This is a genomic window from Candidatus Latescibacter sp. IFSED24, from assembly GCF_058273205.1.
Genome location: NZ_CM177850.1, coordinates 2,484,674 through 2,511,376, shown reverse-complemented (window position 1 = coordinate 2,511,376; position 26,703 = coordinate 2,484,674). Strand labels below are relative to the sequence as shown.

Annotated in this window: 23 protein-coding genes; 19 read left to right on the top strand and 4 right to left on the bottom strand. The window is 68.6% G+C overall.

The features are described from left to right. The 3 genes from IFSED24_RS10050 to IFSED24_RS10040 are packed head-to-tail and all read left to right on the top strand — an operon-like array spanning nucleotide 1 to nucleotide 3,304. Nucleotides 1–585, top strand: a complete 585-nt coding sequence (locus IFSED24_RS10050) for a hypothetical protein (protein WP_491331328.1) — start codon at nucleotides 1–3, stop codon at nucleotides 583–585. After that, a complete protein-coding gene (locus IFSED24_RS10045) occupies nucleotides 582–2,132 on the top strand; it encodes a type II secretion system protein GspD (protein ID WP_491331327.1) in 1,551 nt (516 codons plus the stop codon). Before IFSED24_RS10050 ends, IFSED24_RS10045 begins: the two co-directional genes overlap by 4 nt. Nucleotides 2,133–2,188: 56 nt before the next feature. Then, nucleotides 2,189–3,304: a hypothetical protein gene (locus tag IFSED24_RS10040; RefSeq protein WP_491331326.1), complete on the top strand. Its 1,116-nt coding sequence runs from the start codon at nucleotides 2,189–2,191 to the stop codon at nucleotides 3,302–3,304. A gap of 54 nt (nucleotides 3,305–3,358) precedes the next feature. Here IFSED24_RS10040 and IFSED24_RS10035 read toward each other — a convergent pair whose 3' ends face one another. Further along, the gene (locus tag IFSED24_RS10035) at nucleotides 3,359–4,024 is read right to left on the bottom strand and encodes a prepilin-type N-terminal cleavage/methylation domain-containing protein (RefSeq protein ID WP_491331325.1); all 666 of its coding nucleotides are present in this window, start codon (nucleotides 4,022–4,024) and stop codon (nucleotides 3,359–3,361) included. A gap of 158 nt (nucleotides 4,025–4,182) precedes the next feature. Between IFSED24_RS10035 and IFSED24_RS10030 the strand changes: the two genes are divergently transcribed. The 5 genes from IFSED24_RS10030 to IFSED24_RS10010 are packed head-to-tail and all read left to right on the top strand — an operon-like array spanning nucleotide 4,183 to nucleotide 7,843. Beyond that, complete coding sequence (locus IFSED24_RS10030) at nucleotides 4,183–4,455, top strand: acylphosphatase (protein WP_491331324.1); 273 nt, start codon at nucleotides 4,183–4,185, stop codon at nucleotides 4,453–4,455. A 21-nt stretch (nucleotides 4,456–4,476) separates the two neighbouring features. Next, nucleotides 4,477–5,379 (top strand): HAD hydrolase family protein, encoded by a 903-nt coding sequence (locus tag IFSED24_RS10025; RefSeq protein WP_491331323.1) that lies wholly within the window; start codon nucleotides 4,477–4,479, stop codon nucleotides 5,377–5,379. Further along, nucleotides 5,376–7,022, top strand: a complete 1,647-nt coding sequence (locus tag IFSED24_RS10020; protein ID WP_491331322.1) for a pyridoxal phosphate-dependent decarboxylase family protein — start codon at nucleotides 5,376–5,378, stop codon at nucleotides 7,020–7,022. Before IFSED24_RS10025 ends, IFSED24_RS10020 begins: the two co-directional genes overlap by 4 nt. 19 nt (nucleotides 7,023–7,041) lie before the next feature. Continuing rightward, a complete protein-coding gene (locus IFSED24_RS10015) occupies nucleotides 7,042–7,554 on the top strand; it encodes a protein-disulfide reductase DsbD domain-containing protein (protein WP_491331321.1) in 513 nt (170 codons plus the stop codon). A gap of 10 nt (nucleotides 7,555–7,564) precedes the next feature. After that, nucleotides 7,565–7,843: an RNA recognition motif domain-containing protein gene (locus tag IFSED24_RS10010; RefSeq protein WP_491331320.1), complete on the top strand. Its 279-nt coding sequence runs from the start codon at nucleotides 7,565–7,567 to the stop codon at nucleotides 7,841–7,843. A 69-nt stretch (nucleotides 7,844–7,912) separates the two neighbouring features. Here the strand turns inward: IFSED24_RS10010 and IFSED24_RS10005 are convergent, their stop codons facing one another. Next, nucleotides 7,913–11,197: a pre-peptidase C-terminal domain-containing protein gene (locus tag IFSED24_RS10005; RefSeq protein WP_491331319.1), complete on the bottom strand. Its 3,285-nt coding sequence runs from the start codon at nucleotides 11,195–11,197 to the stop codon at nucleotides 7,913–7,915. Nucleotides 11,198–11,456: 259 nt separating this feature from the next. On the opposite strand from IFSED24_RS10005, the gene IFSED24_RS10000 reads away from it, so the two are divergent. From IFSED24_RS10000 to IFSED24_RS09970, 7 genes are all read left to right on the top strand, one after another. Continuing rightward, a complete protein-coding gene (locus IFSED24_RS10000) occupies nucleotides 11,457–13,487 on the top strand; it encodes an OPT family oligopeptide transporter (protein WP_491331318.1) in 2,031 nt (676 codons plus the stop codon). A 3-nt stretch (nucleotides 13,488–13,490) separates the two neighbouring features. After that, nucleotides 13,491–14,576, top strand: coding sequence for a sensor histidine kinase (locus tag IFSED24_RS09995; protein WP_491331317.1), 1,086 nt, complete (start codon nucleotides 13,491–13,493; stop codon nucleotides 14,574–14,576). Further along, the gene (locus IFSED24_RS09990; RefSeq protein ID WP_491331316.1) at nucleotides 14,573–15,331 is read left to right on the top strand and encodes a LytR/AlgR family response regulator transcription factor; all 759 of its coding nucleotides are present in this window, start codon (nucleotides 14,573–14,575) and stop codon (nucleotides 15,329–15,331) included. The genes IFSED24_RS09995 and IFSED24_RS09990 overlap by 4 nt, the downstream gene beginning before the upstream one ends. Before the next feature lie 171 nt (nucleotides 15,332–15,502). Beyond that, on the top strand, nucleotides 15,503–17,485 hold the full coding sequence (locus tag IFSED24_RS09985; protein ID WP_491331315.1) for an ankyrin repeat domain-containing protein: 1,983 nt from the start codon (nucleotides 15,503–15,505) through the stop codon (nucleotides 17,483–17,485). Nucleotides 17,486–17,606: 121 nt separating this feature from the next. Further along, entirely contained in the window at nucleotides 17,607–18,806 is a 1,200-nt protein-coding gene (locus IFSED24_RS09980; RefSeq protein ID WP_491331314.1) for an aminotransferase class V-fold PLP-dependent enzyme, read from the top strand. Nucleotides 18,807–18,817: 11 nt separating this feature from the next. Then, nucleotides 18,818–19,759 (top strand): pyridoxal-phosphate dependent enzyme, encoded by a 942-nt coding sequence (locus IFSED24_RS09975; protein ID WP_491331313.1) that lies wholly within the window; start codon nucleotides 18,818–18,820, stop codon nucleotides 19,757–19,759. A 7-nt stretch (nucleotides 19,760–19,766) separates the two neighbouring features. After that, nucleotides 19,767–20,240 carry a cupin domain-containing protein gene (locus IFSED24_RS09970; protein WP_491331312.1) on the top strand — a complete coding sequence of 158 codons (474 nt, stop codon included), beginning with the start codon at nucleotides 19,767–19,769 and terminating at the stop codon, nucleotides 20,238–20,240. Nucleotides 20,241–20,311: 71 nt separating this feature from the next. On the opposite strand, the gene IFSED24_RS09965 is transcribed toward IFSED24_RS09970, so the two are convergent. Both IFSED24_RS09965 and IFSED24_RS09960 read right to left on the bottom strand, forming a co-directional pair. Continuing rightward, nucleotides 20,312–21,319, bottom strand: coding sequence for a porin (locus IFSED24_RS09965; protein ID WP_491331311.1), 1,008 nt, complete (start codon nucleotides 21,317–21,319; stop codon nucleotides 20,312–20,314). 129 nt (nucleotides 21,320–21,448) lie between these two features. Further along, the gene (locus IFSED24_RS09960; RefSeq protein ID WP_491331310.1) at nucleotides 21,449–22,654 is read right to left on the bottom strand and encodes an ammonium transporter; all 1,206 of its coding nucleotides are present in this window, start codon (nucleotides 22,652–22,654) and stop codon (nucleotides 21,449–21,451) included. On the opposite strand from IFSED24_RS09960, the gene IFSED24_RS09955 reads away from it, so the two are divergent. The 4 genes from IFSED24_RS09955 (at nucleotide 22,626) to IFSED24_RS09940 (ending at nucleotide 26,608) form a co-directional block, all read left to right on the top strand. Beyond that, nucleotides 22,626–22,868, top strand: coding sequence for a hypothetical protein (locus IFSED24_RS09955; protein WP_491331309.1), 243 nt, complete (start codon nucleotides 22,626–22,628; stop codon nucleotides 22,866–22,868). The two genes, IFSED24_RS09960 and IFSED24_RS09955, sit on opposite strands and share 29 nt — an antisense overlap. A 40-nt stretch (nucleotides 22,869–22,908) precedes the next feature. Continuing rightward, nucleotides 22,909–24,015 carry a sensor histidine kinase gene (locus IFSED24_RS09950; protein ID WP_491331308.1) on the top strand — a complete coding sequence of 369 codons (1,107 nt, stop codon included), beginning with the start codon at nucleotides 22,909–22,911 and terminating at the stop codon, nucleotides 24,013–24,015. Next, nucleotides 24,012–24,662, top strand: a complete 651-nt coding sequence (locus IFSED24_RS09945; protein ID WP_491331307.1) for a response regulator — start codon at nucleotides 24,012–24,014, stop codon at nucleotides 24,660–24,662. The genes IFSED24_RS09950 and IFSED24_RS09945 overlap by 4 nt, the downstream gene beginning before the upstream one ends. A 1,271-nt stretch (nucleotides 24,663–25,933) precedes the next feature. Further along, nucleotides 25,934–26,608: a hypothetical protein gene (locus IFSED24_RS09940; protein WP_491331306.1), complete on the top strand. Its 675-nt coding sequence runs from the start codon at nucleotides 25,934–25,936 to the stop codon at nucleotides 26,606–26,608. Nucleotides 26,609–26,703 lie beyond the last annotated feature (95 nt).

Here is a 26,703-nt window from a genome sequence, read left to right as displayed (position 1 = left end):
GTGATCGCCGGCGTCGTTCTCGGCCTGATGGCCGTGACGCTACTCAATGTCCAGACCTTCGGCAACAGCCGCGGACGCAACCACCACCAGGACGGCGGCGTCGACGGCCGCTCCACGCCACCCGCCGATCTCGACGACGTGGTGCGCGACGCAGTGGACCCGGCCACCGGCGCTCGCCGCCTGGCCATGGCCGGCCAGGGCGCCGGGCCATCCCTGGCGCGCGATCCGTTCTCGGGTGTCCGGCAGGCGCCACCGAGCCGCCCCGCGACCCGGCCCTCGCCATCACCTTCCCGCCCTGAAGTCCCACTGGTCTGCACCGCCATCATGCTCGGCGGCGACCACCCGGTGGCGTTGATCGCCGGCCGCTCCTACGGCCCTGGCGACGAGGTCCGCGGTCAGGAGATCCTCAGCATCGATACCGCAGGCGTCGTGCTACGCCGCGCCGACGGCAGCTCGTTCGTCCTGCCCGTCGGACCGGCACCGGTCGAGCCTGCAGGATTCCACGTGGTGACCGAATCCACGGCCAGTCAGGATCAGGGGCAGACCCGCCTCGATTCCGGCCGTTCAGAAAGGACAGAGCGATGATGGAGCGGAACGCTGGTCGGCCCGGTTCCCGCACGCGCGTGCTGGCGAGCCTGATCCTGTTGGTGCTGGCGGCGAACTGGTCGCCGGCCGCCCCGGTGCCGGATTCCGACCCGCTGCCGGCCTGGGACGCGAGTCGCGCACCCGTGAGCATCGTGACCAACGGCTGGGTCGACGTGCGCGAGATCCTGCGCTCGGTGGCCGGCAGCTCGGGCCTCGGACTCCAGATGGCGCCCGACGTGCAGGGACAGGTGAACGTGCACCTGGAACAGGTCCGCCTCGGCCGCGCCCTGACCGCGCTACTCGAGCCGGTGGACCTGGGCTACGAGGTGGTCGAGGATGTGCTGGTGGTCTACCGGCAAGGCCTGGTCACACGCTGGTTCACCTTCGACTACCCAGTGACGCTCCGCGAGGGCCGCGGCGAACTGCAGGTCTCGGCCGGCCGCGAGAATTCGGGCAATTCGGGCGGTTCGGGCGGCGGTTCGGGCGGCGAGTCCAACCAGAACAAGAGCCACGTCACGAGCACCGCCATCATGTCGATCTGGCCCGAGGTCATGTCCTCGTTGCAGGTCCTGGTCTTCCGCGGCTCCGAGATCCAGGGCGGTCAGGAGGACCAGGGGCAGCAGCACGCCCTGAACATCTCCGACGACGCCGGCCGGAGCCTGGTGGTCAACCCCATGGCCTCGCTGGTCCAGGTGACCGCCGAATGGGATCGGGTGCGTCAGGTCGACGAGCTGCTGTCCCGGCTCAAGGAATCGCTGCAGCGGCAGGTGGCCATCGAGGTGCGCATCATGGAGGTGTACCTCAACGAGGACACCCAGACCGGCATCAACTGGCAGACCGTCACCGACGGCGATGTCAACGCCTCGCTGACGACCTTCAACGCCGCCGACAACATCGCCGAGGAGTTCTTCCAGTTCGTGGTCGACACCAAGCACCTGAATGGCGTACTCGAGATGGTGGCCGAGAGCGGCGATCTGCGCTCGATAAGCACCCCGCGCGTCACCACACTCAACAACCAGAAGGCCGTCGTGCGGGTGGTGACCGAGGATGTGTATTACGAGGCCACGGTCGAGCCGGCGGTCATCTCCAACGGAGTCGGCACCGAGCCGGTGGTCAACTACACGCCGCGAATGGTGCCGGTGGGCGTGGTGCTCGACGTCACACCCCAGGTCGGCCGGGATCGGATGATCACGCTCAACGTCCATCCGACCATCAGCGACGTGATCGGCATCGCCGAGAGCCCCAACCAGGACACGGCCCCAGTGCTCTCGATCCGCGAACTTGATACGGTGGGCAAGGTCCTGGACGGACAGACCCTGGTGATCGCCGGGCTGTTGAGTGAGCGGACCAACAACATCCGGACGGGCATTCCGGTTCTCAAGGATCTGCCGATCCTCGGGTATCTGTTCGGCAAGACGTCGCACAAGAAGTCGAATATCGAGCTGGTGATGCTGTTGACGCCGGTGATCATGGAGGGGGATGAGGCGGATGGGGTGGCTAGGGCTGAACTAGAACATATGGAGGACCTCCTCGGATTGCGCCCGTAGATCCTCCGTTGTGCGCTTAAGACTGTGTCCGGTCCCTGATTTGCAGTATCAGGGGCATGAATACTCACCATATCTATCATCAGGATTGGCGGCCCCCACATTGCCCCAACCCTGACTGCAAGTTCCACAACGACTTGCCCGAGCCCTGGCCCTGCAAACGCATGGGCTTCTTCTACCGCAAGGCCGCCCCCCACCGTATCCGCCGGTTCCTCTGCAAGCACTGCCGTGTCTCCTTCAGTTCACAGACCTTCTCCACCACCTACTACCTCAAACGCCCCGACATCCTGCCCCAGCTCATGACCAAGACCGTCGGCTGCATGGCCAACCGCCAGATCGCCGCCGACCTGAAGGTCTCCCCGACCACCATCGACAACCAGCTCAACCGCCTCGGCCGCCACTGCCTGCTCTTCCACGAGCAGGTCCGCCAGCGGATGTCGCCGTCCCGGGTGATCGCTGTCGACGGGTTCGAGAGCTTCGAGCTGAGCCAGTACTTCCCGTTCCACTTCCATCTGGCAGTGGACTGCCGCACGGGGATGTTCCTGCACTTCACCGACAGCCCGCTCAGGCGGAAGGGGTCGATGACCGCGCGGCAGAAGGCGCGGCGGCAGGAGCTGGAGGAGCAGTTCGGGCGTCCGGATCCGCGGGCCGTGCGTAAGGACATGCAGGAATTGCTCGAGATGGTGACGCGGAATGCGGCGGCGGTGACGATCCGCAGCGACGCTCACAAGTCGTATCCGCCGGCGATCCGGGCTGTGGAGTCGGCGTGGAAGGTGATCCGGCATGAGGTGACGAGCTCCAGAGATCGTCGAGATCAGCACAACGCGCTGTACGAGATCAACTTGCTGGATCTGTTGCTGCGTCATGGGAGCGGGAATCACAAGCGGGAGACGATCGCGTGGTCGAAGCGTCGCCAGGGAGCGGCGCTGCGGTTGGCTGTGTTCCTGGTGTGGCGGAACTACGTGCGGCCTCGTTGGACGAAGAAGTGTGGGGAGACGCCAGCGATGCAGGCTGGGTTGTTCGGGGGGCGGTTGACGGTAGGGAAGATCCTGGGTGGTCGGTTGTTCGTGTCGAAGGTCGGGCTCGCGGGGCGGTGGCGGGAGTACTACTGGGGGGAGGTGGAGACGCCGGCGTTGGGAGTGAATCGGCGGCATGCGTTGAAGCGGGCGGCTTGAAAGAGAGGGCCTGGGCGTTGGCCCAGGCCCGGGACACAATCTCGTGGGTACAACCTAGCGGATAGATACGACCATACCTACGTCGTCGCCCAATATATCCTCCGTAACCGCATCCGAATACCCAGTCTCCCAAACCCCATTAGGCCCCGCACTCAACACGAACACCTTATGCCGGATAGTCCCGTTGTACCGCCCCCCCGGCAGATATCGCGCGTTGATCACGTATGCGTTGCCCCACGGATCCCTGATGTCGTAGCTGTCCAGGTAGGGCCCCTTCCAGGCTCCCTTGCCGGTGGTCGGCCAGTCCTGGTTGTTCTGGTCGGCGCCGTTGCCGGTGGCCGACGAATCGTCATCGGGATTGTTGAAGTAGAGGTAGTCGCCCAGCGGTTTGGAATTCCCATACGTGCCCCAGTTGCCGGCGCCTGGAGCGGCGTCGGGACCGGTGCCGGTGGCGACCGCGGTGCTCGAGAGGACGCGGTCGATCTGGTTGCCGGCGGGGCCATTGGTGTTGGTGTACGGCCAGGCACCGACGTCCTTGTAGTAGTTCAGGACGGCCGTGGCGATGGTCTCGGCCTCGTTCTGGGCCTTGCCGATCTTCGCGTCCTCGAGATGGCGGAAGACCATGGGGCTGATGGCAGCGGCGAAGATGGCCACGATGGCGACCGCAATCACGATCTCGATCAATGTGAATCCACGGCGGTCCCGGAGGTCGGTCTGCATGGTTCTCTGGTCCTTTCCGGTTGGGCGAGTCCGAGGTCGACTTCCTTGGCTTCATTGATCGACATGGAAATGAAGGACTTTAGGCGGAATGTACGAGAGGGTTCAGGGGCCGTGGCGGCTGGCATTCGGGGTTTTCCGGGCGTATGTTTGGCGGCGAGATGGAACGCATCGATATCCTCGTCACGGGTCGGGTCCAGGGCGTGGCCTTTCGCTGGCACACCGTGCAGGAGGCTCGCCGGCTGGGTCTGGTGGGCTGGGTGCGCAATCAGCCCGACGGGTCGGTGCGTCTGGTGGCCGAGGGTTCGCGCCCGTTGCTCGAGGCCCTGCTCGTCTGGGCCGGGCGTGGGCCAGGGCACGCCCGGGTGGAACATTGCCGCCACACCTGGCAGCAGGCCACGGGCGGTTACGATGATTTCGAGGTGATGGGCTGACCGAGGCCCGGGGAGCATCCCATGAACGAGCGTCTGCTGGTGGCCGTCGACATGGACGGCACCCTGCTCGATACCGAGACCGAGGAAAAGCTCAGGCCACGGGAGATCGCGGCGCTGGAGGCGGTGCGTGCCGCCGGCCACGTGGTCGCCATCTGTACCGGTCGCAACCAGCAATCGCTGGACAGCCTGCTCGACCGCAGCGGCTGGCATCCCAGTGATCTGCCGAAGGTCCTGCTCAACGGGGCCATGGTGATCGGGGGGCAGGGACTGGGGGTCCTGGCCCGCAACACCGTGGACCGGCCCGTGATCAGGAGGCTGGTGGAGCTGTTCCGCGAACACGGCGCGGTGCCCATGGTCTACGCCACCGACGTGGACGGCGGCACCCTGCTCCATGAACGCGGCGAGATCAATCCCGTGCTCACCCGGTATCTCCTGCACCGCCGCGAGCGGGTCGGGGCCATCACCGATGTCGATGATCTGATGGGCCATCTTCCGGAGACGGCGCTCGAGGTCGGGACCATCGACCTGGAGGCGGTGGTGCGGCCGCTGACGGAGGCCATCGGCAGCGCACTCGCCGACCGGGTGCGGGTGATCAACACGCGTTCCCTGCTCGGCGAGGGGCGCTACTACTGGGCCGAGGTTTACCACCAGGCCTGCAGCAAGGGTACCGGGGTGACCCTTCTCGCGGAACGGCTGGGACTGCAGTCGGCGCCGATCATCGCCATCGGCGACAACTACAACGACCTCGACATGTTCACCGTGGCCGACGTCTCGGTGGCCGTGCGTGGGGGGCCCGACGACGTGCAGGCCGCCGCCGACCGTCTCGCCGCTCCGGTGAGTGAGAGCGGGGTCGCCGCCGTGCTCGAGGAGATCGCCACCGGCACTTTCGACCTTTCCGCAGACCGCGACAAGGAGTCGGCATGAGTGGCCAGCAGCGTCCCGAGCCCTGGGAACACGATCCCGAGGCGCAGCCCGGCGAGGTGACCTCCGAGTCGGCGCGGCAGGCTGAGCTGGGAGATGGTTTCGAGCAGCTCCGACAGACCAGCCATGCATTCGTCGACCTGGTCCTCGACTACTTCAAGGGCCTCGAGGGCCGCCGCGTCTACGGACCGGTCTCGCCCATGGGCCTGGACGACCTCTTCGCCGAGGACCTGCCCGAGGACGGCTGCTCGTTCAGCGAGCTGGTGCAGGAGACCCGCGCCAAGGTCTTCCCCAACACCATGGCCATCGGTAGCCGACGCTATTTCGGCATGATGAATCCGGCGCCGTTGCCCATCGCCGTGCTGGCCGACGCGCTCTGCTCGGGCATGAATCAGAACGCCGCGAGCTGGCGCCACGCGCCGGCCGGGACCGCGGTTGAGAAGCGGGTCATCCGCTGGCTCTGCGACCTCTTCGGTCTGCCCGAGACCAGCTTCGGCACGCTCATCGACGGCGGTTCGCTCGCCAACATCACCGGCCTCAAGCTGGCCATCAACCGCTCGCTGGGCCGGCACCTGTCGCAGCTCGACAACGACGATCCGCCCGGACCGGAGATCGCCAAGCTCACCTTCTACGTCTCCGACCAGGGCCACTACAGCTTCATCAAGGCGGTGGACCTGCTGGGTCTCGGCCGCGGCCAGCTCCGTCAGCTGCCCACCGACGACCTCTACCGCGTCGACCTCAAGGCCCTCGAGGAGACCCTCGACGCCGACCGTGCCGCCGGTCTCAAGCCCTGCTGCATCATCGGCATCGCCGGCACCACCAACACCGGCAGCATCGACAAGCTCGCGGAGCTGGCGGCCATCGCCGCGCGCAACGATTGCTGGTACCACGTCGACGCGGCCTACGGCGGCGCGGTGATCCTCTCGGATCGCTTCCGGCCCATGCTGCGCGGCATCGAGCAGGCCGACTCGATCACGGTCGACCCGCACAAGTGGTTCTACATGCCGTTCTCCGCCGGCGGGATCCTCGTGCGCGAGGGCGATTTCCTGCGGCAGAGCTTCCTCGTGCATCCCGAGTACTACATGCAGAAGGTGCAGGCGGGCGAGGACGGCGAGGCCGAGGAATACGACGAGTTCGGCCAGCGCATCATCCCCGATCCCCGCGGCTTCCACATGGGCGACAAGGTCAACTTCTTCCAGTACGGGGTGGCGGGGAGCCGGCGCTTCAACGCGCTCAAGGTGTGGATGTCGCTCAAGATGGTGGGCCGGCGCCAGTTCGGGGCCTGGGTGGAGAACGACATCTACCTGGCCAAGGTCCTGGCCGCCTTGCTACGCCACGAGCCCGATTTCGAGCTCCTGGGCCCCAACACCCTGGGCGTCTGCAATTTCCGCTGGAATCCGCGGAACGCCGCCGGTGCGCCGCGGTTCAACGAGGATCGGACCGACCGCCTGAACCGCCAGCTCCAGGAGCAAGTGGAGCGTGAAGGCGACGCCTGGTTCAGTTACACTATGTTGCGGGGCCGGGTGGCCCTGCGGGTGAACGTCGAGAACCGGCGCATGCGCCGCGAGCATATCGAACGCCTGGTGCGGGTGATCCGCACCACGGCCGACCGGATCCTGCAAACGCAGGATCCCGCCACCAACTGACGAGACGAAAGGACCAGCGATGCGTCTGCAGCGTACCCTCTTGACCGTGATCGCCCTGGCGGCCGTGGCCACCCTGGCGGTGGCCGGCCCGGACACCGAGCAGGCCCAGCGCCCCCGCACCTCCGCCGACGTGGTCAAGGCCTCCATCAAGCCCGCCAAGCTCGCCGGCACCGCCGGCGGTGAGGTGGCCTTCACCGTGCACCTGGAGATCGCCGAGACCTGGCACCTCTACGACCACCAGTACGCCGAGGATCCCGAGAGCTTCTTCATCGGAGTGGACCTCATGCCCGGCGAGGAGGCCGACCTGGCCGGTTTCGCCGCCAAGTTCCCGGCCGGCGAGGCGGGCGAGTTCATGGGCGAGAAGGTGGTCATGCTGCACCATCAGGCCGAGATCGCGGTCACGGTGAAGCTGCCGGATACCGCCAGCGGCGAGGTCCGGATCCCGCTGGTCCTGTCGGCCCAGGCGTGCGACGACAAGATCTGCCTGCAGCCGTCGGACATCGCGGTCGTGGCGACCATCACCGTGGAGTGAGCCCCGGGTCGTGCGCGAGGACCGGAATATCTACATCGGGAGCCTGCCCCTGGACGCCGACGAGGACGAGGTCCGGGGGCTCTTCGCGCCTTACGGCGAGGTGCTCACCCTGCACCTGGTCCGTGACAAGGAGACCGGGCAGAGCCGCGGCTTCGGCTTCGTCAAGCTCCCCGAGGATCGCGTCCAGGCCGCGGTCGACGCCCTCGACGGCCTCGAGCTGCGCGAGTGTCGGGTCCGGGTGAACGTGGCGCGCGACAAGGGCGCCCGGGCGCCGCGGCGGCGTTACTGACGGACAGCGAGCGGGGGCGGCCGAGCCTGGCCGCCCCCGCGTTCCCTCACCGACATCCTCACCAGCGAATCATCTGACCAGCATCATCCTCTGCGTGGCGAAGTGCGGTCCGGCCTTCAGGACGCCGAGGTACGTGCCAGAGGCCACGTCGCGACCGCCGTCGTCGCGGCCGTTCCAGACCACCTCGTGCCGGCCGGCCGGCAGGCTGGCAGCGAGCAGTTCGCGGACCAGCCGGCCGTCGACCCCGTAGATCCGCAGCGTGATCCGCCAGTCCTCCGGCAGGTCGAAGGCGAAGGTGGTCCGCGGGTTGAACGGATTGGGATGGTTGCCGTGGAACCGGAACGCGGCCACCGCGCCGGGCGTGTCGGGAACCGGGGTGGCGATGGCGGCGAGGTTCAGGCCGTAGGCGCCGATCTCGTCGCCGCCCTGGTCCATGGCCAGCAGGGTGTAGCTGCCGCTCACGGGCAGGCGGTGGCCGAGGATGCATTCGGTGTAGTCGCTGTCGGCGGTGAGCAGATTGCCGTCCGGCCCGTAGAGCCGCAGCGCTGGTTCGATCTGGGCCGTCAGCTCGGTCATGGTGACTGTGACCGAGTCGCCGCCCGTGCCGGAGAAGGCGTAGGCCACGGTCTGGGCGACGTGGTGGAGCGTGTCGGTGCGGCTTTCGAGGTAGACGATGGGGATGGCCAGGCCCGGCAGGTTGGTGCGCTGGGCGTGGGCCATGAAATCGCCGCTGTTGGTGCCGGGATTATCCAGGGCCAGGATCGTGTAGGTGCCCGGGTCGGGGAGCTCGAAGGCGTCGATGCGCGCCAGCGGGTTGCCGCTCTGGGCGGCGACCTGGTTGCCGTCGGGGTCGTAGAGGCGCAGCTGCGGGTAGAGCGCGGAGACCAGTTCGCCCATCTGCAGCAGCACCCGGTCGCCGGCGCCGGCGGTGAAGGTGTAGGCCTCGGTGGCGGCCCGCAGCGGCAAGGATCCCGGCAGGGTCTCGCCGAAGGCGATGGGGTGGGCGCCGGCGGGATCGCGGGTGCGTTGCAGGTGCAGGGCGAACTCGCCGATCTCGTCGCCGCCCTGATCCATGGCCAGCAGGGTGTAGGGTCCGCTGCCGGTCAGCTCGAAGGCGTTGATCATGGCCACCGTGTAGTCGGATTCGCCGGTGAGCTGGGCGCCGGAGGCGTCGTGGATGCGGAGCAGCGGCTCGATGACGGCGGTCGCCTCGGCCAGGCGGGCGATGATGCGGGTGCCCGCGGCGGCGGTGAACCGGAAGGCGCGGGTATCGGCCAGATCGTCGAACGAACCGGTCAGGGTCTCGCCGGCGTCGATGGGCGTGGCCAGGGCGGGGTCGTTCAGGAGCTGAGAGTGGAGGCGGAAGCCGCCGACGTTGGTGCCGGGATTGTCCATGGCCAGGACGGTATAGGTGCCCGCCGCGGGGATCTCCACCGGGTTGATCTCGGCCAGGGGATTGCCGCTCTGCAGCATCAGGCGTTCGCCGGCGGGCGTGTAGACCCGCAGCTGCGGGTAGAGCGCGCTGACGGCCTCGGCCATGCGCAGCAGGATCCGATCGCCAGCGCTCGCGGTGATGGTGTAGGCGCGGGTGTCGGCATCCAGGGTCAGTTCGCCCTGATGGGTGGTGCCGAAAACGAGGGCAGTGGCGTCGGCCGCATTGTTGGTGCACTGCAGGTGCAGGGCATACGCGCCGGTCTCGTCGCCTCCCTGGTCCATGACCAGGACCGTGTACCGCGCGGTGGCGGGCACGGCGATGGCCTCGAGCTCGGCGACGGAGTAATCGGAAGTGCTCTGCAAGACCAGGCCGTCCGCGTCGTAGAGCAGGAGCTGGGGCTCTATCACGTTGGTCTGCTCGGCCAGGCGCAGCAGGAGCCGATCGCCGGTCTGGGCGTCCATGGTGTAGGCCCGGGTCAGCGCCAGGTCGTCCAGCGAACCGGCGAGGGTCTGGCCGTAGGCGATGGGCGTGGCCAGGGCGGGCTCGTCCAGGCGCTGGGCATGGATCCGGAAGCCGCCGACGTTGGTGCCGGGATTGTCCAGGACCAGGACGGTGTAGGTGCCGGTGAGCGGGATCTCCAGCTCGTTGAGCGTGGCCAGGGGATTGCCGCTGACGGCGGCGATCTGGATCCCGGCCGGATCGTAGACGCGCAGCTGCGGGTAGAGCGCCGAGACGGCCTCCGCCAGCCGGATCAGGTAGCGCGCGCCGGCGACGCCATCCAGGGAATACGCGCGGGTGTCCGCGTCCTGGTCCAGGCTGCCGGCATGCACCTGGCCGAGGTTGAAGGTCACCGGATCGGCCGGGTTGTTGGTCCGTTGCAGGTGCAGGGCGAACTCGCCGATCTCGTCGCCGCCCTGGTCCATGGCCAGGACCGTGTAGGTGCCCGCCGCCGGCAGCGCGAGGGCGTTGAACTCGGCCACGGTGTAGTCGGCCACACCGTCGACCAGGTCGCCGGCGGCGTCGTAGATCCGCATATGGGGTTCGATGACGTTGGTCTGCTCGGCCAGGCGCAACAGGACCCGGTCGCCGCCCGCCACGGTGAAGCGGTAGGTCAAGGCCTGGGCCAGCGATACGAGCGAACCGCCGTGGGTCTCGCCGAAGTCGACCGCGATGGGGCCGGCGGGCGCGTTGGTGCGCTGGACGTAGAGCTGCAGCCCGCCGGTGTTGGTCCCGGGGTTGTCGCAGACCAGGAGCGTGTAGGTGCCGGTGCTGGGCAGCACGACCGCGTTCAACTCGGCCAGCGGGTTGCCGCTGACCAGTTCGATCCGCGTGCCGTCGGGGTCGTAGAGGCGGAGCTGGGGATAGATGGCCGACGTCTCCTCGGCCAGCCGCGCCACGAGCCGGTCGCCGGCGTTGGCGGTCAGGACAAACGCCTGGGTGTGGGCCTCCATGTCGAGGTCGGCGTGGTGGACCTGGCCGTAGACCACGCTGGTCGCATCGGCCGGGTCGTCCAGGCATTGCAGGTGCAGGCAGTAGTCGCCGGTCTCGTCGTCTCCCTGATCGGAGACCCGGATGGTGTAGGTCCCGCTGGAGGAGAGGACGACCTGATCGAGCATGGCGACGCTGTAGTCATAGGTGCTCTCGATCACGCTCCCGGAGGGATTCAAGAGGCTCAGCCGGGGCTCGATGCTGGTGGTGACTTCCGCCAGGCGGATGATGATCGCGTCACCGGCGCTGGCGGTGAAGGTGTAGGAGTCGACCTCGCCGACCGTGGCGAGCTGGCCGGCGTGGGTCTCGCCGTAAGCGAGGGACTGGGCCTGCACGGAGCCGGCCAGCAGCAGCAAGCCGAGCAGGGTCAGGCAGGCGATGGTGTGTTGGGGCATGCCGATGCCTACGGCGGCGGGTTGGCGCCGTTTCATCTTGGGACCTCCCGATGGTGGTGACGTGTCGTCGTGAAACATGGGCGAATGTTCCACTGATATGAGACTGTCTGGAGGTACTGGTAGACACAGCCGGCGGAGCCGATTCTTGCGCCGGTCATGATGTTCGGAATCGTTACCTTAATGTCCTCAGGACGGCAGGTTGAAGCCTGCCCCCCGGATGCATTAGGATCACCCAATTCTGTGCCGCTCTGCAGCGGCGGCTGCGGTCCCTGAACCCGCCCCGGAAGGACGATCCATGGCCCACGAGACCAAGGACGCAATCACCGGCCTGCCCGAGAACGCGCGCCGGCCCCTCGAACCAGGCGAGACCTACGTACCGGTGGTGCCCGACGAACAGGTCCTGGAGGTGACCAGACGGTCGGTCACCCTGGGCCTGGTCCTCTGCGCCGTCTTCGCCATGTCGGCGGCCTACGTCGCGTTGAAGCTGGGGCAGGGCATCGAGGCCGCAATCCCCATCGCCATCCTGGGCATCGGCTACTCGCAGGTCGCCCGGCGCCGCAGTACCATCCTGGAGAACGTGTTCGTCCAGTCCATCGGCGCCAACTCGAGCCACGTGGTCTCCGGCGCGGTGTTCACCATCCCGGCGCTGTACATGCTGGCCACCGATCCGAGCACCGGGGTGGCCCAGCCGTCGGTGTGGCAGGTGATCCTGGTCTCGTTCCTGGGCGGCTGCCTCGGCGTGCTCTTCCTGATCCCGCTGCGCCATCATTTCATGGTGGAGATGCACGGCAAGTTCCCCTGGCCCGAGGGCACGGCGACCACCGAGATCATCCTCTCGGGCGAGCGCGCCGGCGGCCAGGCCAAGATCCTGGCGCTTGCGGCGGGGCTGGGCGCGCTCTACGACGGCCTGGTCCTGACGCTGCACGCCATGGCCGAGCAGATCAACTTCCGCGTGATCTGGATCGGCCGCTTCATGGAGAGCCACTTCCTCAAGTTCTCGCTGCTGAACAACGCGGCCATCGTGGGCGTGGGCTACATCATCGGCGTGCGCTACGCCGCCATCATCTGCGCCGGCTCCTTCATGGCGTCGTGGCTGCTGGTGCCCATGGTCTACGCCATCGGCCGGCACGTGCCCGAGGTGCTGGCGCCGGGGACGATCCCCATCGGTGAGATGAGCATCGACCAGGTCTTCAAGTTCTACGTGCGGATCATCGGCGTGGGCGGGATCGCGGGGGCCGGGCTGCTGGGCATCCTGCAGTCGCTGCCCTCGATGATCCGCTCGATCGGCGCCAACCTCAAGGGCATGAAGAGCCAGGACACCCGCGAGCGGAAGGTCGTGCCCCGGGTCGATCGTTCGCTGCCCGCCTCGGTGACGGGGATCGGCACGGCGATCTTCGCGCTCTGCGCCATCACCTTCTTCACCTTCGGTCTCGGTATCCCGCAGGCCTTCGGCTACGCGGTGGTCGGGACGGTGCTGGTCATCGTCATCGCCTTCCTGTTCGCGCCGGTCTCGGCGCGCGCCATCGCCATCGTGGGCACCAACCCGGTCTCCGGCATGACCATGCTGACCTTGATCATCACCGGCCTCGTGATGTCCAAGATGGGGCTCACCGGCGGCAACGGCATGTTCGTGACCATGATGGTGGGCGGCGTGGTCTGCACCGCACTGGCGGCGTCGGGCGCGCTGGCCAGCGACCTGAAGGTGGGCCACTGGATCGGCGCCACGCCGGCGAAGCAACTCGCGCTGAAGTTCGTGGGCACGCTGGTGGCGGCCATCTTCTGCGGGCTCGCCATGTGGCTGCTCTCGCAGACCGGCGACGGCTTCGGCAGCCGGGCCATTCCCGCGCCGCAGGCCTCGGCCATGAAGGAGATCCTCGTCGGCATCTTCGGGACCACCGCGCAGCCCCTGCAGTGGTACCTGTTCGCGCTGGGCGTGGTCTTCGCGGTGGTGCTGCGGATCACCGGCGTGCCCGCGCTGGCCTTCGCGCTGGGCATGTACCTGCCCATGGAGATCAACACGCCGGTGCTGCTGGGCGGCATCCTGTCGTGGTTCGTGCAGCGGCAGCGGTCGGGCGAGGACAAGGAGGCGCCCCAGGCCCGCCACCAGCGCGGCATCCTCATCGCCTCGGGCCTCATCGCGGGCGGAGCGCTGATGGGCGTGATCAACGCGGCGCTGGGCGTGGGCTTCGGGACCGAGACCATGGAGCGGCTCTTCGTGCTGAACGAGCACGCGTTCGACGGTCTGGTGGGCGAAGGCCTGGCGCTGGCCGGCGTGATCGCGCTCTGCATCCTGGTGGTGCAGTGGTCACGCCGGGCGAAGGTGTGATCCATGGACCAGGCGCCGACCACCGGGCGTGATCTGCTGCGGGCCCTCCTCGTGGGGCTCGCGGCGTTCCTCGCGGTGGGGCTGGTGGAGACCACCCAGATCTCGCTGGCCATCACCCAGGCGGGCAAGCCCACCTCGTGGTGGTACGTGGGTTCGTACAACATGGTCTACTGGTCGCTGGCCGGCCTGCTCACGCCGCTGGTGGCGTGGCTGGCCGGCCTGCTGCCGCTCACCGGCGCGCGGCGCTGGCGGCACGGAGCGGCGCACGTCGTGCTGGCCGTGGGTTTCGGCGTCCTGCACATCATGCTCTACATGCTCGTGCGCCAGTGGCAGGGAGCCTTCCCGCCCGAGAAGTACTGGCTCAGCGTGCTCAAGACCAGCACCGGCAACATGGATCGCGAGGCGCTGATCTACGGCGTGATCCTGGCCATCGTCACCGCCCGCGACTACTACCGCGGCCTGCGCGCCGAGGAGCGGCAGCAGGCCGAATTGCGCGCGTCGCTGTCGGAGGCCCGGCTCGAGACTCTCAAGATGCAGCTCCAGCCGCACTTCCTCTTCAACGCCATGCACGGCGTCTCCACCCTGATCAAGCGCGGCGACGGGACGCTGGCCCACGACGCGCTGCTCAAGCTGAGCGACTTCCTGCGGCTCACCCTCGAGGACGCCGGGCGCCACGAGGTGCCGCTGGCGCGCGAATGCGAGGTGCTGCAGGCCTACCTCGAGGTCCAGCAGGCGCGGTACGGCGACCAGCTCACCCTCGATTGCGACCTCGACCCCGAGGGGCGCCGCGCGCTGGTGCCCCACCTGCTGCTGCAGCCCCTGGCCGAGAACAGCCTGCGCCACGGCCTGGGCACCGACGGCGGCCCGGGACGCCTGGTCCTGCGCGCCTGGCGCGAGGGCGAGCGTCTCCATCTCGAGTTCGCCGACAACGGCCGCGGCCTGCCCGCAGAGCTCCACGAGGGCCGGGGCTTGGCCAACGTGCGCGCTCGGCTCGAGCAGCTCTACGGCGTCGACCACGCCTTCTCGCTGCGCAACGCCGACGCCGGCGGCGTCGTGGTGGCGCTGGACCTGCCCTGGAGGGTGTCGTGAGCGAGATCCGCGCCGTCATCGTGGACGACGAGCCGCTGGCCCGGGAGAACCTGCGCCTGCGCCTGGCCGAGCATCCGGACTTGACGGTGGTGGCCGAATGCGCGGGCGGCCTGGACGCCGTGCGCGTGCTCACCGACCAGCGGCCCGAACTGGTCTTCCTCGACATCAGCATGCCCGACCTCGATGGCTTCACGGTGCTCCAGCGCCTCGATCCCGCGCACTTGCCGCTGGTGGTCTTCGTCACCGCCTTCGACGAGCACGCCCTCGAGGCGTTCCGCGTCCACGCCCTCGACTACCTGCTCAAGCCGTTCGCCGACGACCGCTTCCGGGACACCATGGCCCGGGTGCGCCAGCGGCTCGCGGCGGATCCCGTGCCCCTACCGGACGACGGCTGGCAGGTCTCGGGCCTGACACCGGGACCGGCCGACCGCCTGGTGGTGAAGGCCGGCGGCCGCGTGCTGCTGGTGCCGGTGGCCGAGATCCGCTGGATCGAGGGCTGCGGCGACTACGCCCGGATCCACACCGGCGAACGCCCACTCCTGCTGCGCCGCACCCTGCAGGACCTCACTGCGATCCTCGACGAGGCGACCTTCGTGCGCGTCAACCGCTCGGCCATCGTCAACCTGGACCGGGTGGCCGAGCTGGTGCCCTGCTCGCGCGGCGAGTTCATGATCCGTCTGACGGGGGGCGACGAGGTCAAGCTCACCCGGACCTATCGTCAGGATCTGGAATCGCGGCTGGGGCAGTCGTTCTGACCTGCCGCGGGGCCTTCGCCGATCCTGGCGACGCGATTTCATCGCCCCGGGGATCGCGCTGACCGTCCCGCCAGGCGGTTTGGTCGCAAAGGCCCGCCACCGCCGCAACCTCCGACCATTCCCGCCGCATGAGCCTCCGTGTCACCCACGCGACCCCATGGAGGTACCGTCATGTCCCGACGTCTCTCGATCCTGATCCTGCTGGCCCTGCTGGGTGCGGCGTCCTTCGCCCCGGCCGGCGAGATCCACGAGGCCGTGACCGCCGGCGACGCCACCCGCGTCCAGGAACTGCTCGCCGCCGATCCGTCGCTGGCCGGCGCTCCCGACCCGGATAGCCAGTTCCAGGATCTGCCGCTGCACATCGCCGCCCGCGGCGGCCATCTCGAGGTGGCGCGCCTGCTCCTGGCCGCCGGCGCCGCCGTGGACGGAGGCGACGCAGACCAGAGCACGCCGCTGGACGTGGCGGGGCTGCACAGTCAGCCCGCCATGGTGAGCCTGCTTTTGAACGCCGGCGCCGATCCGAACCATCACGACAACAACGGCGCCTACTCGCTGAGCTTCGCCACCACCGCCGGCGACAGCGCCTGCGTGCGCCTGCTCCTCGACGCCGGCGTGAAGGCCGACAACACGCGCCTCCAGAACGGGGCGACCCTGCTGCACCTGGCCTCCCGCAGCGGCCTCGTCTGGCTCTGCCAGCCGCTGCTCGACCAGGGCGCCGACGTCGACGTGCGCAGCGGCGCGGGCCAGACCCCGCTGCACTTCGCGGCCGCCGGCGAGCATCCCGAGATGATCGACTGGCTCGTGGAGCGCGGTGCCGACATCCACGTCAAGGACAACGGCGGCCAGTCCCCGCTGCTCACCGCGTGCTGGCGCCAGCGCACCGAGTCGGTGCGCCACCTGCTCGCGCTGGGCGCCGAGCCCGACGAGGGCGACAGCCACGGCTGGGGCCCCCTGGGCGCGGCCGCCATGCGCGGCCAGACCGAGATCGTGGGCTTGCTGCTGGATGCCGACTGCGAGGTGGATCGCCGCTGGCGCGGCGGCTGGACCGCGCTGGGCTTCGCCGTCCGCTCGGGCGACGCCGCGGTGGTGGATCAGCTGCTGACCGCCGGCGCCTGCCCCCTGAAGGCCGAGGACGGCTTCGGCCGCTCGCCGCTGCACGCCGCCGCGGCCCGCGGCTACGGTGACATCAGCGCCGCGCTGGTGGCCCACGGCGCCTGCTGCGACGCCCGCGACTGGCACGGCGACACGCCCACCGACCTCGCCGCGCGCCACGGCCAGCCCGGCGTGGTCGCCTGCCTGGCGTCGGCCCAGGGCGAGAAGGTCAACACCGGCAAGACCTGTCAGAAGGCCGCGGCCTGTGCCCAGGGCAAGGGCGTGGCCTGCAACGTGGCCACCCTGGCCGCCCAGCCGCGGCCGGCCGAGGGGGAGGCGGTCGCGTGGTACTGCGGCCACGCGGGCTGGACCGTGCTGACCCGTGACCACGTCCTGGTCTTCGACTACTGGGAGCGCAACCGCCAGGCCGACGAGCCGGGCCTGGCCTGCGGCTGCATCTGCCCCGAGGAGCTGCAGGGTCGCGAGGTGGTGGTTTTCGTCTCCCACGACCACGGCGACCACTGGTGGCCCGGCATCATGGAGTGGCGCTCGCAGCTCGAGAAGGTCACCTACGTCATGGGCTTCCGGCCCGAGAACGTGGACGGCTACGAGTTCGTCGAGCCGCGTGAGCACTACCGCTACGGAAATGTCGCCGTGACCACCACGCGGTCCACCGACGCGGGCGTGGGCTTCGTGGTCCAGGTCGACGGCGTCACCGTCTTCCATCCCGGCGACCACCACAACCGGGCCGCCGAGCTCGACGGCATCTACCGGGAAGACATCGACTGGCTCGCCGCCGCCGGTGTCCGCCCGGACCTCTGTTTCCTGCCCATCAGCGGCTGCGGTTTCGGGGACCTGGCACCGGTCCACGCGGGGGCGGACTACACCCTCGAGACCCTGCAGCCGGCGGTCTTCAGCCCCATGCACGGGGGCGACGATTCGCGGCGCTACCACGACTTCGTGGCCGAGCGCAAGGACCGCTTCCCCGGCGTGCGGATGGTCCCGGTGACCGACCGCGGCGACCGGATCCTGGTGAGCGGGAAGATGGTGTCGGCCCGCTAGCGACACCGCCGGACGGGGCCCGCGGGGCCCCTGGACAGCACCGCCCGGGGCGCGGCCACGCCCCGGGCGGCGCCCGTTCAGGACGGTTGTCGACGCCCGCGGCGACTGGTAGAATCATGGCATGGACAACCACAACGACCTGCGCGACCTCTTCCTGCTCCGTGAGGACATCGTCTTCCTCAATCACGGCTCCTTCGGGGCCTGCCCCCGCCCGGTCCACAACCGCTACCAGGCGCTGCAGCGCGAACTCGAGAGCAACCCGGTGGCGTTCCTCGCCGAGGACCGCGAGTTTCCCGAGCGCATGCGCGAGGCGCGGCGCGAGCTGGCACAGTTCGTGGGCGCGCGCCGCGACGACCTGGTCTTCGTGCCCAACGCCACCTACGGCCTGAACGTTGCCGCGCGCTCGGTGGGCCTGGGCCGCGGCGACGAGGTCCTGATCACCGACCACGCCTACGGCGCCATCGACCGCACCTGGACCTGGGTCACCGAGCGCCGCGGCGCCAGCCTGCTGCGCGCGCGCGTGGACCTGCCGGTGGAGTCGGCCGACCAGGTGGTCGAAGACATCTGGGCCGAGGTCACCGAGAACACGCGGGTGCTCTGCCTCGACCACCTCGCGAGTCCCACCGCGCTGCTGTTCCCGGTGCGCGAGCTGGTGCGCCGCGCCCGCCGCGCGGGCATCGTCACCGTGATCGACGGCGCGCACGCCCCCGGCCACGTCGCCCTCGACGTGGAGGACCTGGGCGCCGACATCTACGTGGGCAACTGCCACAAGTGGCTGCTCGCCCCCAAGGGCGCGGCGTTCCTCTGGGCGCGTCCCGACATGCAGCCGCACCTCAAGCCGCTGGTCGTCAGCTGGGGCTGGCGAAGCGACCGCCCCGGCCCGAGCCGCTTCGTCGACGAGCAGGAGTGGACCGGCACCCACGACCCCGCCGCCGCGCTCGCGGTGCCGGCGGCCATCAAGTTCCGCCGCGAGCACGACTGGCCGCGCATCCAGCGCCAGTGCCACGGCCTGGTGCGCCAGGTCCGCGCCGAGCTGGGCCGCCTCACCGGCCTCGCCGCCATCTGCCCCGACGACGCCGCGTGGTTCGGCCAGATGCTCTCGTTGCCGCTGCCGCCGTGCGACCGCCAGCGCGTCCAGCGCGAGCTGCGCGAACGGTTCAAGATCGAGATCCCGGTCATCGAGTGGCGCGGCCGGCCGTACCTGCGCATCAGCGTCCAGGGCTACAACACGCGCCACGACGTCGAGCAGCTGATCCAGGCCATGACCACGCTCTTGAAGGACGCCCGCTTCTTCGGCCGGACGCTGCACGGCCGCACCTGAAAGGCCACGCCATGCTGCCCGACCTCGCCGCCATCGAGGCCGCCCACGCGCGGATCCGCCCGTTCGTCCACCGCACCCCGGTGATGACCTGCCGCACCCTCGACCGCCTCGTGGAGGCCGAGCTGTTCTTCAAGTGCGAGAACCTGCAGCGCGTGGGCGCCTTCAAGTACCGCGGCGCCACCAACGCGGTGCAGTCGCTCACCGACGGTGAGGCCGCCCGCGGCGTGGCCACCCACAGCAGCGGCAACCACGCCCAGGCGCTGGCGCTGGCCGCGCGCACGCGCGGCGTCCCGGCCTACGTGGTCATGCCGCGCACCGCGCCGGCGGTGAAGCGGGCCGCGGTGGCCGACTACGGCGCCGAGATCATCCCCTGCGAGCCCACGCTCCAGGCCCGCGAGGAGACCCTCGAGCGCGTGGTGCAGGAGACCGGCGCCACGTTCGTCCACCCCTACGACGACCCGCGCGTCATCGCCGGCCAGGGCACCGCCGCGGTGGAGCTGCTCGAGGAGGCCGGCGCCCTCGACGTGGTGCTGACCCCGGTGGGCGGCGGCGGTCTGCTCTCCGGCACCGCCATCGCGGTGGCGGGGCTGTCGCCCGAGACGCGGGTGCTGGCGGCCGAGCCCCGGGGCGCCGACGACGCGGCGCGGTCGCTGGCGAGCGGCGAGCTGCAGCCCTCGATCGACCCCGACACCATCTGCGACGGTCTGTTGACCAGCCTCAGCGAGCGCACCTTCACCGCGATCCGGCGCCACGTCGCGGGCATCGTCACGGTGAGCGACGAGGCGGTGGTCCGGGCCATGCACCTGGTGTTCGAGCGCATGAAGCTGGTGGTGGAGCCGTCGGCGGTTGTGGGCCTGGCGGCGCTGCTCGAGAAGCGCGACGAGATCCCGGGCCGCCGCGTGGGCGTGATCTTCTCGGGCGGCAACGTCGACCTCGCGCGGTTGCCCTGGTGAGCGGCGCATGAACGATTCTGCGAGCATCGAGCGGACGATCCGCCGGCACGGACTGGCTCCGCACCCCGAGGGCGGCTGGTACCGCGAGACGCACCGCGCCGCCCGGCTCGTCGCCACGCCCTGGGGCCCGCGGCCCGCCGCCACCGAGATCCTGTTCCTGCTCGCCGCGGACCAGGTCTCGCGGCTGCACCGGCTGCGTCAGGACGAGGTCTGGACCTTCGCGGCGGGGACCGGACTCGACCTGCACCGGTTCTGCGACCGCACTGGCCACGCGGTCACGCGGCTGTCCGCCGGAGCCGTTGAGACGGCGACCGTCCCGGCCGGGGTCTGGATGGGGGCCGAGGCGACGGGCGGCTGGGCGCTGGTGAGCTGCCGCTGCGTCCCCGGTTTCGACTTCGCCGACCTGGAGTTCGCCACCGAGGCGGTGCTACGCGGGCGCTGGACCGAGAGCGCCGCGGCCGTGGCGCGCCTGCTCCCCTGATCACCGAAGAGAACCGGCCGGCGCTTCCCCCGGGGGATGGCGCCGGCCGGCGTGTCCGCGTTCGGGGCGGCCTACCAGGAGTAGGTCATCTCGAAGGCCACGGTGGTGCGGGTGTCGGTGGGCTCGCCGTCGCCGTCCAGGAACGCGTCCTGGTCGCTCTTGTCGATGCGCAGCTCCAACAGCGCGCCGAAGTTCTCGTCCAGCGTGAAGGTGGGGCTGATGGTGAACGACTGCACCTGCTGGTTCTCCTCGCCCACGGGCCCGAACGCGTAACCGTCCTTGTCGTCGAACGAGTCGTAGCGGACGGTGAGGCCGGTCCAGCTCGCGTAGTTGACGTGGGTCATCAGGAGGAAGCCGTTCCATTCCTGGTCCACGTCCTCGCCGTCGACCGGCGTGGTGACCTTGCCCTGGTTGTACTCGCCGCCGAAGAGCCAGATGCCGGTCTCGTAGCTGAGATCCACGTCGAAGACGGTGCGGGTGAAGGCGGTGGGGTCGGCCTCCTCCTCGGCGAGGTCCTCCTCCTTGCCGCTGATCGCCGACACGCCGCCGGCGAAGCCGTTGCTGGTGTAGCCGAGGCGGCCGCCCCAGGTCACGTTGGCGCTGGCCATGGTGTTGCGGTCCCAGCCGTTGGAGACGTAGGCGATGATGTCCAGGCCCGGGCCGAACGCGCGGCCCACCGCGGCGCCGGTCAGGTTGCCCGGCAGGCCGTAGTCGAAGACCAGCGCGTGGCTGAACTGGTACATGTCCACGGGGTCGAGTTCTTCGAAGCCGATGGGGGCGTTGAACTTGCCGAAGGTGAAGTCCCAGCCGCCGTTGCAGGTGTAGGTCATGAAGGCCTGCTCGACCTGGGCGTCGAAGGTCTCGCCGTTCTTGACCCACTCGAGGTCGGCGCGGACCAGGGTCTTCTCGCTGGCCCGGTGGATGATGTCGATCTCGACCTGGTCCAGGCCGAACTCGCCGTTCGGGGCGGCGGTGTCGTAGAAGTAGCTGGCGTCGGCGAAGCCGGTGATCTCGGTCTCCTGGGCCGGGGCGCCGGCGGCCACGGCCAGGACGGCTGCGATCAGGATCGTCTTGCGCATCAGGGGTCCACTCCTCGGTTCGGGGCCCGCCCGCGGCGGGCCCGTGGTGTTCGGGGCTCTCTTTGCCCGGGGACTTCCTAGCACGATGTCACGGCCAGCGGAAGTTCGAAGTCCCCGGGCGAGGGTCGGTCAGGCCAGGTACGCCTGCTCGCCGTGCAGCGATTCGTCCAGGGTCGACTCCATCTCGTGGGTGGTCTGGACCGGGGTGACGCGGTCGATGAGCCAGAGCATCACCCAGGTGAAGACGAAGGCGTAGACGGAGGAGACCAGGATGGCCACGAGCTGCTTGACGAAGAAGTCGGCGCCGCCGAAGAAGAGGCCGTCGGCGCCGGCGGCGTTGACCGCGGTGGAGCCCAGCAGGCCGAGCATGATGATGCCCAGCGCGCCGCCCACGCCGTGGACGCCCCAGACGTCGAGGGCGTCGTCCCAGCCCAGGGCGTTCTTCATCTCCACGGCCAGGTAGCAGACGATGCCCGCGGCGAAGCCGATCACGGCGGCGCCCCAGGTGGGCACGAACGCCGCGGCGGGCGTGATGGTGGCCAGGCCGGCCACCGCGCCGGTCAACAGGCCCACGAAGCGCGGCTTGCGGCTGCGCGCCCACTCGATGATCAGCCAGGTGATGGCGGCGAAGCTGGCGGCGATGTCGGTGTTGAGGAACGCCAGCGAGGTGATCTGGTCGACCTGCAGCTCGCTGCCGGCGTTGAAGCCGTACCAGCCGAACCACAAGAGGCCGGTGCCGAGCGCCACCAGCGGGATCGAGTGCGGGCCCTTCTCCTCGACCCGACGCTTGCCCACGTAGAGGACCGAGGCCAGCGCCGCCATGCCCGCGATGTTGTGCACGGCGATGCCGCCGGCGAAGTCGAGCACGCCCCACTCGGCCAGCAGGCCGCCGCCCCAGATCATGTGTACGAACGGGAAGTAGACCAGCAGCAGCCACATCACCAGGAAGATGAGGTAGGCCGGGAAGCGCACGCGGTTGCTGAAGGCGCCGGTGATCAGCGCCGGGGTGATGATGGCGAACATCATCTGGTAGGCCACGAAGACCAGCATGGGGATCTGGCCGTCGGCGAACGGGGTGCTGGGGTCGATGCCGCGCAGGAACGCGTGGTCGAGGTTGCCGATGATCCCGCCCTCGCCACCGGAGAAGCAGAGCGAGAAGCCCACGGCGTACCACAGGATGGTGGTCACGCCCATGGAGACGAAGCTCTGGATCATGATGGACAGCACGTTCTTGCGTCCCACGAGGCCGCCGTAGAAGAAGGCCAGCCCCGGCGTCATGAGCATGACGAGGCTGGTGGCGACCAGCATGAAGCCGGTGTTGCCGGTGTCGAACATGGGATCCTCCTGCGTGGAAAAGGGTCAGGGGCCGCGCGCGGCGTTCCGGGGCGCCGCCGCGCCGGTGGTCCGGCCCCTGGGACTGCCCGTGAATCATGGCGAAATTGATGATTCATTGACAATGAGGCTGATCCTGGAATCCGCTGGGGATATTCCTGAGCGCGAATCAGGGTTTTTCCGCAGGCGGCTTGAGCAGGCCCGCGCCATGAGTTAGCATCCAGGGGTTCGGGCCGTCGCGGCCAGAAAGGGGAACCATGAGCGATTCGATCCAGCACCGGCTCCAGGAACGGGTCAAGGAGCTGACCGCGCTGCACCGTGCGGCCCGCCTGCTCCAGGACACCGACCGGCCGCTGGACGCGCTCATGCCCGAGGTGGCGGCGCTCCTGCCGCCCGCCTGGCAGTATCCCGAGGCCACCGAGGGGCGCATCGCCCTCGGCGAGCAGGCCTGGGCCACGCCGGGATTCCGCGAGTCGCCCTGGCGGCAGGCCGAGAACTTCAGGCTCCGCGACGGGACGGCGGGCACCGTGGAGGTGGTCTACACCAGCGAGCAGCCGACCCTGGACGAGGGCCCGTTCCTCGCCGAGGAGCGCGAGCTGATCCGCTCGCTGGCCGACATGCTGCGCACCCACTACCAGCACCGCGCCGACGACGCGGCGATCCTGGCGGCCAACGAGCGGCTCGAGCGCACGGTGGCCGAGCGCACCGCCAGCCTGCGCCGCCTGGCCAGCGAGGTCTGCCTGGCCGAGGAGCGCGAGCGGCGCCAGATCGCCGAGAACCTCCACGACCACCTGGGGCAGGGGCTGGCGCTGATCAAGCTGCGTCTGCAGCGCCTGCGCGGCGACGCCGTGTTCACCGGCCACGACAGCGCGCTCGACGAGCTGGTCGAGCTGAGCGATCAGGCGATCCGCTACACGCGCGGCCTGACCTTCGAGCTGTCGCCGCCGGTGCTCTACGAGCTGGGCCTGGGTGCGGCGCTGGACTGGCTGGGCGAGCAGGTCGGCCGCAAGCACGGGCTGAAGGTGAAGGTGCGCGACCGCGGGTGCGCGGCGCTGCCCGACGAGGTCAAGGTGATGCTCTGGAAGTCGGCGCGCGAGCTGCTGCACAACGTGGTCAAGCACGCCGACGCCCGCCGCGTGGACATCGAGCTGGCCGGTGAGGACGGCCGCGTCACGCTGGCGGTGGCCGACGACGGCCGCGGCTTCGATTTCGACCGGGCGCGCCGCGAGGCGGGCGCCGGCTTCGGCCTCTTCTCCATCGAGGAGCGCCTGCACCAGCTCGGCGGCCGGGTCACCGTGGACACGGCCCCCGGCCGCGGCACCAGGATCCGGCTCGAGACCACGAACCCCGGGAGCGCGGCATGACCGTCAAGATTCTGCTGGCCGACGACCACCGCATCTTCCGCGAGGGCCTCAAGCCGCTGCTCGCTGCCCAGCCCGACCTCGTGGTGGCGGCCGAGGCCGAGGACGGTCTGACGGCGCTAGAACTGGCGCGCGAGCACCAGCCCGACCTCGCCGTCCTCGACGTCTCCATGCCCGGTCTGAACGGCCTGGAGGTGGCGCGCCGGCTCGCCCAGGAGCAGCCCGCGGTCCGCGTGATCATCCTCTCCATGCACAGCGACCGGCGGTTCGTGCTCGAGGCCCTGCGCGCCGGCGCCCGCGGCTACCTGCTCAAGGACGGCGGCTTCGCCGAGCTGCTCGACGCCGTGCGCGCGGTGCTCGCCGGCCGCACCTACCTCGGCGCCGCGGTGAGCGACCAGGTGATCCGCGACTACGTCGCGCTGGCCGACGCCGACGCCGGCTCGGCCTTCGCCGTGCTCTCGGCTCGCGAGCGCGAGGTGCTGCAGCTGCTGGCCGAGGGCCTGGCCACCAAGGAGATCGCCGCCCGGCTGAACCTGTCGGCCAAGACGGTGGAGTCGCACCGCAAGGCGGTCATGGACAAGCTCGAGATCCGCTCCATCGCGGAGCTGACCAAGTACGCGATCCGCGAGGGGCTGACGCGGCTGGATTGAGGGGGAGCCCGGTGGTCAAGGCGAGTTCTGCTCGACCTCTTCCAACAGGAAGCCCGGCTGTCTTGTCCTGACGGACGCGACAACTGGGCCTTTCTTCGCATATGAGTTCGACATTTGATTAACGACATCTTAGTCCAAACATGAAACTGACCGGCTTTGCGGGGAACCAGTAAACTTTATTGAGAAAAGGGGTTACTAAGTAAAGCACCCTTTCGTGAACCGCTTGAGGCTCGTTCGAAAGGGAGTAACTGTGGAAGTTTTTTGAGAGCCCAAGTCATGCGGTGCAGAGGCAGGTCCTTCGTGGGCCGGCCGTAATCGGCAACAGATCTTGTGTCGATCAGGATTACTAGGCAGGGCTAACCCAACGCGAAGAACGCTGGCCGATTATTGGCAGGTTGGGAGCAACGGAGGTTCACTTTCCTCGGAACAGTTCCTTCACGGCGCTCCAGGAGCGAGATTCCACCGATACCAATTTGATACTGGATGGTCGCAGTGGTGCAATCTACCCGAATCGAGCACGTTCAGGGGCCTCGGGAGGCGGGACTATGCGGTTGAATTTCCTATCCCCAGAAGCCGCATCATGGGCCGTCCCCGGAGCGTGGTCGCCGAGGACGAACTCGAGTAGCGAACCGGCGGCGATGATCGGCAGGTCCGTCCGGTCCTCGTGCAGGGAGCGGACGGCGCGGCCTGGATCTCATCCAGGAATAGTAGGGACGTGAGGTCGTCGAGGGGCCCGTGTCGATCAGGTATTCCAACTCCGACAGGATCCGCGAGGTATCCAGCGAGGGGAAGATCGCGTCCAGTTCCGGCTGCCGTTCGAGATCGCCCTCGTGCAGCTTCCTCTGCGACTGTTCGGCGACGAGGCGGACGAGATTGGATTTGCCGACCTGGCGGGCGCCAGGGCCCCGGAGGCGGTCCCGGTATTGACAAAACGGGATCAATATGGTAGGACAGCGGTAGGATTCGGCGGAGACTAAGCGGGGACCCGGGATCGGGAGAGTGTGGACCATGCGGTTGGAATTCCCTCCGTCGCCGCGTTGGCGGTGCTTGTAGATCCTGGGCAGAATATCCAGGTCGGCCAGCCTGTGAATGAGCTCCAGCTGGGTGTGATATCGCCCCCGGCGGCCGAGGCATTCCGGGGCCTTTGGGGAGTGTGATTTCGGTCTTTCATTTGTGGCGAGGGCTCTGGTTTCCGCCGATCAATTGGAGGGAAAGAATGTGCGTTTGATTGCAGTTCCCCCGGATGGTGTTCTTCAATTGGAGGTATCGCCATGAATCGCTTGGTGCTTGTTGTCATTGCTCTTATCCTTGCCGGGACGTCACACGCAGAGACCATCGTGGATATCCAGACCGGACTTGTTCCCGAGCACACCATCGTCACCATCGAGGATGTGGTCGTCGTTGCCACTCGAAGCAACGGCATGTTCGTTGCCGAATATCCCTACGGCGCCAACACCTATATCTGGGTCTTCTCGGGTGGAGAACCTGTAGCGGAACCGGGCGACCTCGTCGACATCGTGGGCGAGTACTACGAGTACTACGACTTCTCGGAGATCGACATCACTGAGGGCTCAATGACAGTCGTGGGGACTGCTCCAATCCCTGACCCCGTCGACGTCTCCTACGACGAGCTGGTCGCCGAGGTGGAGTCCTGGGAAAGCTGCCAGATAAGGTTGACAGACGTGATGACGGTGACGGTGCTACCCGACCAGTACGGCGAATGGTGGGCCGAGTCGGTGCCAGACGGAAACCCGATGGTTTATGATGACTACTGGTACGACGCCTCGAGCGTTCAGCTGGGCGACGTCTACGACGAAGTCACGGGTATCCTCATCTACAGTTTCGGATTGTATAAGATGGAACCCTTCGCCGACGGCATCAGCTTCGAGGGGGCGGTGGCCGTTGAACGGATGAGCTTCGGGGCCGTGAAGTCCCTCTTCCGCTGATTCGAAGTCGGCTTCGAATCCAACACGGTGACGTGATCGCGAAACCGAGACGCATGTGCCTTCTGCCTCTTCACCGATGTCGTCGCCAACGAGAC